The sequence below is a fragment of the Sphingomonas sp. AOB5 genome (assembly GCF_029433115.1).
Classification (GTDB): Bacteria; Pseudomonadota; Alphaproteobacteria; order Sphingomonadales; family Sphingomonadaceae; genus Sphingomonas.
On record NZ_JARNTV010000105.1, the window covers coordinates 1 to 6,177 of the forward strand.

The 6,177-nt window shown below is 67.3% G+C and carries 6 protein-coding genes; 3 read left to right on the forward strand and 3 right to left on the reverse strand.

All coding sequences use genetic code 11. The features are described from left to right. Positions 1-836, reverse strand: an 836-nt coding sequence (locus tag P1X14_RS21330) for a pseudouridine synthase (protein WP_277317439.1), incomplete at its 3' end; no start/stop codon positions are given. Positions 837-962: 126 nt separating this feature from the next. Here P1X14_RS21330 and P1X14_RS21335 point away from each other — a divergent pair. Next, positions 963-1,397, forward strand: coding sequence for a response regulator (locus tag P1X14_RS21335; protein ID WP_277317440.1), 435 nt, complete (start codon positions 963-965; stop codon positions 1,395-1,397). Positions 1,398-1,403: 6 nt separating this feature from the next. Here the strand turns inward: P1X14_RS21335 and P1X14_RS21340 are convergent, their stop codons facing one another. Then, positions 1,404-1,904 (reverse strand): hypothetical protein, encoded by a 501-nt coding sequence (locus P1X14_RS21340; RefSeq protein ID WP_277317441.1) that lies wholly within the window; start codon positions 1,902-1,904, stop codon positions 1,404-1,406. Between the two features lie 64 nt (positions 1,905-1,968). After that, complete coding sequence (locus P1X14_RS21345) at positions 1,969-3,096, reverse strand: SRPBCC family protein (protein WP_277317442.1); 1,128 nt, start codon at positions 3,094-3,096, stop codon at positions 1,969-1,971. A 530-nt stretch (positions 3,097-3,626) separates the two neighbouring features. Here P1X14_RS21345 and P1X14_RS21350 point away from each other — a divergent pair. Together P1X14_RS21350 and P1X14_RS21355 are read left to right on the forward strand one after the other, a co-directional pair. Continuing rightward, positions 3,627-5,231 (forward strand): MFS transporter, encoded by a 1,605-nt coding sequence (locus tag P1X14_RS21350; RefSeq protein ID WP_277317444.1) that lies wholly within the window; start codon positions 3,627-3,629, stop codon positions 5,229-5,231. A gap of 7 nt (positions 5,232-5,238) precedes the next feature. Beyond that, entirely contained in the window at positions 5,239-6,003 is a 765-nt protein-coding gene (locus tag P1X14_RS21355; protein ID WP_277317443.1) for a tetratricopeptide repeat protein, read from the forward strand. Positions 6,004-6,177: the final 174 nt, after the last annotated feature.

Sequence of the window (6,177 nt, forward strand, 5' to 3'; positions counted from 1 at the left end):
CTGCCCGGTTCGGCCGGTGCCTCGCGGCGCGGCGGGGGTGCTTCGGCGCGGGCGCGGGTGGCGAACTGGAGGTTCGACGCCGCCTTGCCGCCGCCGGGCTTGGACAGGACGGTGCGGAAGGTGGCCAGATCGGCCTGACGGATCTCGTCGACATCGCCGGTCGGCAGATCGCCGAGCCAGAAGGGGCCGTAGCGGGTGCGGATCAGGCGGCTGACCTGGAGCCCCAGATGTTCGAGCACGCGGCGGACTTCGCGGTTCTTGCCCTCGGTCAGCGTCATCTCGATCCAGAGATTGGCACCGGTGCGGCGTTCGATGTTCGCGTTGATCGATCCGTAGCGCACGCCCTCGATCTCGACGCCGAGCATCAGGTCCTCGAGCTGTTCCTGGCTGACCTGGCCATAGGCGCGGGCGCGGTAGCTGCGCTCGACGCCCGAGGCGGGGAGTTCGAGCTGGCGCTTCAGCTCGCCATCGGTGGTGAGGAGCAACAGGCCTTCAGTCGCGAGATCGAGGCGACCGACGGGCATGACGCGGGGCAGGCCCTTGGGCAGCCGGTCATAGATGGTCGGGCGGCCCTTCGGATCGCGCTCGGTGGTGAGCAGGCCGGAGGGCTTGTGATAGCGGAACAGGCGCGCGGGTGCGGCCTGCTGGACCGGGTTTCCGTCCACGGTGATGCCGTCGAGCGAGGCGAGGGTGGTGGCAGGTGTATCGAGCACCTTGCCGTTCAGGGCCACGCGGCCCTCCGCGATCATGCGCTCAATCTCTCGGCGCGACGCGATTCCGGCACGGGCGAGCAGCTTGGCGATGCGCTGCTGATTTCGATCACTGGTCTGGGACACGCAGGCGCTATAGCGATTAACAGCGCGCAGACAAAAAATATTGCGGAACTGAAAGGGCGTTGCGCGTTACAGTCATGAGGCGCCGGGCCATCGGGGCGGGTGCGGGTGCGGGTGTGGGTTGAGGCCATGTTGTTCGGAAAGAAGAAGCGCCGGATCGAGCAGTTGCTGATCGTCGAGGACGAGCCGCTGGTCGCGTTCGACACCGAGCATTTCCTGCGCGAGTCGGGATTCGAGATCGTCGGGACGGTCGACAAGGTCGCCGATGCGCTGCGCCATATCCAGCATGCCGTCGAAATCGACCTGGTGCTGCTGGACGTCAATCTGGCCGACGGCAGCGGGATCGACGTGGCCAAGGCGGCGCATGCCCGCGGCATCCAGATCCTGTTCGTGACCGGCAATTGTCCGGGCGACGCGCGTGCGTTGGCCGCGGGTTGCCTGGCCAAGCCCTATCCGCAGCGCGACCTGCTGGGCGCGATCGAGGCGATCGAGGCTGTGGTGGACGGGAAGAAGCCGCCGAAGCGGCTGCCCGGGAGCTTCAGCCTGTTCGCGCAGGCGGCCTGACGGGGATCAGTCCTTCGGCGCGCGATACTGGCGGGTGCGGTTGCGATAGCCGCGCCAGCTGATGCTCTGGATCGGATCGTCGTAGATGAACGTGTCGCCCTCGGTATGGGCCTCGTACAGCTTCTTGCCCTGAACCATGTGCATGCCGTCCATGAAATAGGCACGGCCTTTGGTCAGCGGCCTGGGCGGAACGACTTCGCGATAGCAGGGCGGGGTGACGCCATAGACGATTTGTGAGGGACCCTGGTCCCATCCGGAGCAACTCTCGCGTTCGATCTGCCAGATGATCTCGTCGCCGCTCCAAAGGGTGAAGCGGCGCGAATAGACCGGCGACGGCTGGACGCGGTCGGGATCGTCCTTGGGCGCGCTGACATAGAAGCGGGTCGAATTGAACGTGACGTTGCCGTCGGAGGCCGTCCCCGCGCGGAAGCTGGCATAGGAGCCGGGGCAGGCAGTCAGCAGGAGAAACAGGCCCAGTCCTGTCGCGATGGTGGCCGGCTTGCGCATGGCTATCATTCCCTCGCCCCCGAGTTCGCGGAGATTGTTCCACGAAAATGTCGAAATCGGGGCGTCAGAGCGCCGCTTCCACCGCATCGTGGAAGTTGCGGACGCCCTGTTCCAGCGTGCCCAGCGTCATGCGGTCGAGCGCGCCCGAGGACAGGCCCTGCTGGCCCAGTTCGGCCGCGCGGAAATCCTCTGACGCGAAGACGCCGCCGTCGAGCAGGTTCCAGCTCTTTTCCCAGTGCGCGAGCGCCTTTTCGGTGGCGGGCGGTTCGGGGATCAGCATGAAATCCTCCACCAACACGCGGTCCACCGCCTGGGGCATCAGCACCATCAGGTTGATGTAATCCGGGCTGACGATCAGCACCGTGCCCGGGAACATCTGATAGGTGTAGGTGATCGCGCCGCGCAGCACCGCCCAGTCGCTCGACGAGAGCGCCTCGTGCGCCGAATCGCGGCCGACCGCGCTGCGCTGGTGCGGGCCGATCGTGTCGGCGGTGGTTACGCCGTCCTTGAAGAAAGGACCGATGGTCTGCGCGTGGAGGCGGGTGACGTGGTATGACTCCAGAAAGGCATCCATGATCAGCTTCCAGTTCGCCTTCACGTCATGGGTGCGGCGGCGGAAGAGATGCTGGCCGGCGAGATCGAACGCTTCGAAATCATGGGCGAGGGTTGCGGCGCCGCTGAAATCCGCGGCTTCGTCGAATGCGAACCAGATCAGGCCGCCAGCTTCGAGCGTGGGCAGGCGTTTCAGGCCGTGCTGGCTCTTGTCGAGGCCGGGGAAGCTTTCCGGGCGGGGCATGCCGGTCAGGCTGCCGTCCAGCTTGTAGGTCCAGGCATGATAGGGGCAGACGAGGCGGGGGGACTTCACCGCATCGCATCCCTCGACCAGCCGCGTGCCGCGATGCTGGCAGACGTTGAGGAAGACGTGCGCCTGTCCCTCCTTGTCGCGGGTGACCAGCAGCGGCTTGCCGAAGCCGTCATGCGGCACGGCCATGTTGGGTTCGGGCAGCAGCGCGGAGGGGGCGATAACGAGAGGGTGCCGGGCGAAGATGCGGTCCTGTTCGGCGTCATGGCGGGCTTGGCTGACATAGGCCGACGCGTCGACATGGGTGATGCCCGTGCGGGCCTGTGATCCGCCCGCCGCGAGCTGAGCGGCCAGAGCGAGCTGTCCCTCGGTTGGCGTGCGCGCGTTCATTGTCCTCTCCCACTGGCGTTCGCCGGTTTTGCCGCTAGTTTCGGCGCGAAGTCTGGGAGGGGCAAGGGCGAATGCAAGTCGAAGCGCGGCGATCGGGAATGTATCTGGCGGCGCAGGCCGGGCTGGCGATCGCGCTGGCCTCGATCCTGCTGCCGTGGATCAGCTTGGCCGCGCCGGGCGCGGCGGTGGTGACCGGCATGGGGTACGACCTGATGCGCGGGCTGCAGGTGACTGCGGAAGGCGCCATCGGGCCCTCGGTGACGCTGATCTTCGGCCTGATCGTGATCGCAGGGGCACTGGTCGCCAGCTTTGCATGGCGCCAGCGTGGCGGCAGCAGCATGCTGGTCGCGGGAAGCGTGGTCGGCGCGGCACTGGTGGCGATTGGCGTGCTCTATGCGCTGTTCGTACTGCCCAAACCGCTGGCCGCGGCATCGACGGCGCCGGGGATCGGCTTCTTCGTCGCGATTGTGGCGCTGGTCGGCGCATTCTTCGCGGCGCGCGCGGCGGCGCCGGAGGATTGGCGGGGCGATTTGCCGGATGGCGTGCGGCCCTATTTCGAGACTGCGCCGCTGGCGGCGCTGGCGCTGGGCATGTCTTCGGGTTTCCCGTTCGCGATGATCGGGGCGACGCTGACGTCGAGGCTGGCGCAGGAGGGGATCACCAAATCGGCGGTGACCGCGTTCGCGCTGACCTTCCTTGCCTATAACCTCAAATGGGCATGGGCGCCGATCGTCGACAAGCTGCGCATCCCGGTGCTGGGCGCACTGGGCGCACGGCGTTCGTGGCTGATCGTGACCGGTGCTGCGGTGGCGGCGGCGGTGCTGCTGCTGGGTAGCCTCGATCCCAAGGCTTCGCTTTCGGCCGTGGTCGCCGCGGCGATCCTGGTCGGGTTGGCCGGCGCGACCTATGACATCGTGATCGACGCCTATCGCATCGAATTGCTCAAGCCCGAACAGCTCGGCGTGGGTTCGGGCATGTCGCAATATGGCTGGCGGATCGGTTCGGCGGCATCGGGCGCGGTAGCGCTGGTCGTGGCCGAGCATTTCGGCTGGAACCTGGCCTATGCCGCCTGCACCATCTTCGCGCTGCCCGCGATCATCACCGGCCTGATCGTCGGCGAGCCGGAGCGCAAGGTGTTCCGCGAATGGCCGGAGCGGATGCGGCAGCGGCCTTACCTGATCTTCGTGCTGGCGTTCGTGCCCGCCTATCTCGCAGCCTACTGGATCGACACCCAGCTGGACGTGAACATCCTGACCAACATGGTGCTGGTCGGTTACCTGTTCCCGCTGTTCGACCTGACCGCGCGGCGGGCGCGCGACGCGGGCCTTTCCAGCCATGCCACCTGGGCGATGCTGGTGCCGGTCGCGGGTGTGCTGGTGGCGCTGTGGCGCGGCTGGGGATCGATCGAGGCGATGGTGCTGTTGGGCCTTGGCGCGGTGATCGCGCTGGGCATCGGTGCACTGCCGTCGAAGGGCGAAGCGACGGCGGACGCGGGCAAGATGGGCCCGCTGGTCGAGTTCTTCCGCCGCGAAGGCGCGTGGCTGATCTTCCTGTTCGTGCTGGTGCACAAGCTGGGCGACACGCTGGCCAATCTGACGCTGCGGCTGCTGTTCAACGATCTGGGCTATACCAACACCGAAATCGCATTCTACGACGTGGTGATCGGGTTTGCGGCGCTGATCCTGGGCATCTTCGTCGGCGGTTATCTCTACGCCAAGCTGGGGATGAAGCGATCGGTGTTGATCAGTCTGATCCTGATGGCGGTCTCCAACTTCTCGTTCGCGGGTCTGGCGGCGACCGGCCACACCAACTGGGGCATGGCCGGCGCGATGGCGTTCGAGAATTTCGCGAGCGGCATCGGCGGCGTGTGCGTTGTCGCGTTCCTTTCGGCACTGACCGACCTGCGCTTCACCGCGACCCAGTTCGCGTTGTTCTCGGCCGGGGCGAGCATCATCGGCCGCTTCCTGAGCGGGACGACGGCGGGCAAGCTGATCGAGCGGATCGGCTATGTCGACTTCTACCTGTTCACCACGGCGATCGCGGTGCCGGGCGTCATCCTGTTCTGGTGGATGATGCGGACGGGACTGGTCGATCGGTCGATCGGATCGGCGGGCACCGGGGACGGGAAGGCCTGATCCGGCCATGCCCGTCTATCTCGCGATCATCGCGCTTCAGGTCGCGTGCATCGTCCATCTGGTGCGGACCGGGCGCAACCAGATGTGGCTTACCGCGCTGATCTTCCTGCCGGTGGTGGGGGCGCTGGCCTATTTCTTCGTCGAGATCCTGCCGGGCATGCAGGGCAACCGGCATGTGCGCACCGCGCGGGCGAATGTGATCGCGGCGATCGATCCCGAGCGCGAGGTGCGGGCGGCGCGCGAGGCGCTGGATCTGGCGGACACGGCGGCGAACCGACTGCGGCTGGCCGATGCGCTGGCGGCGCTGGGGCGGCATGGCGAGGCGATCCCGCTCTATCGCGAATCGATCGAGCGGACTGCTGGCGATGTCGATCCGCGAACCCAGGCGAGGCTGGCGGGATCGCTGTTCGAGACCGGCGAGGCCGACGAGGCGCTGGTGCTGCTGGATGCGGCGGGCGAACCCGGCGGGCAGAGCGAGCGCGACCGGGTGGCGATGCTGCGCGCGCGCATCCTCGGCCATCTCGGCCGCAAGGACGAAGCGCTGAAGCTGTACGAGGATGTCGTCACCCGCCTGCCGGGCGAGGAAGCGCGCTGCCGCTATGCCGCGCTGCTGATCGAGCAGGGATGGGACCGCAAGGCGCTGAAGGTGCTGGAGGAAGTCGAGGGGCGGATGCGCCACCTCGACCGCCATCATCGCGCGGCCGAAGCCGGCATGTACAAATGGGCGATGGACACGCTGAAGGACCTGCGCGCCCGGGGCGTTTCGGCCTAGCCCTGCGCTGGCAGGGGCAGGCCCATATCGGCGAAAGCGTTCGACAAGGCATGGGTGGTCGCGACGATTCCGCCCGGATCGCGCAGGCCGAGCAGATCGCCCAGCAGCAGCGCCGCCGCCTGCGGATTGGTGCGGACGCGCCCGAGCGCGGCGAGCAGCGCGGCTTCCGCGCCG

Coding starts and splice junctions, on each gene's coding strand:
- P1X14_RS21340 (WP_277317441.1), bottom strand. CDS start 1,904: ATGCGCAAGCCGGCCACCATCGCGACAGGACTGGGCCTGTTTCTCCTG.
- P1X14_RS21345 (WP_277317442.1), bottom strand. CDS start 3,096: ATGAACGCGCGCACGCCAACCGAGGGACAGCTCGCTCTGGCCGCTCAG.
- P1X14_RS21335 (WP_277317440.1), top strand. CDS start 963: ATGTTGTTCGGAAAGAAGAAGCGCCGGATCGAGCAGTTGCTGATCGTC.
- P1X14_RS21355 (WP_277317443.1), top strand. CDS start 5,239: ATGCCCGTCTATCTCGCGATCATCGCGCTTCAGGTCGCGTGCATCGTC.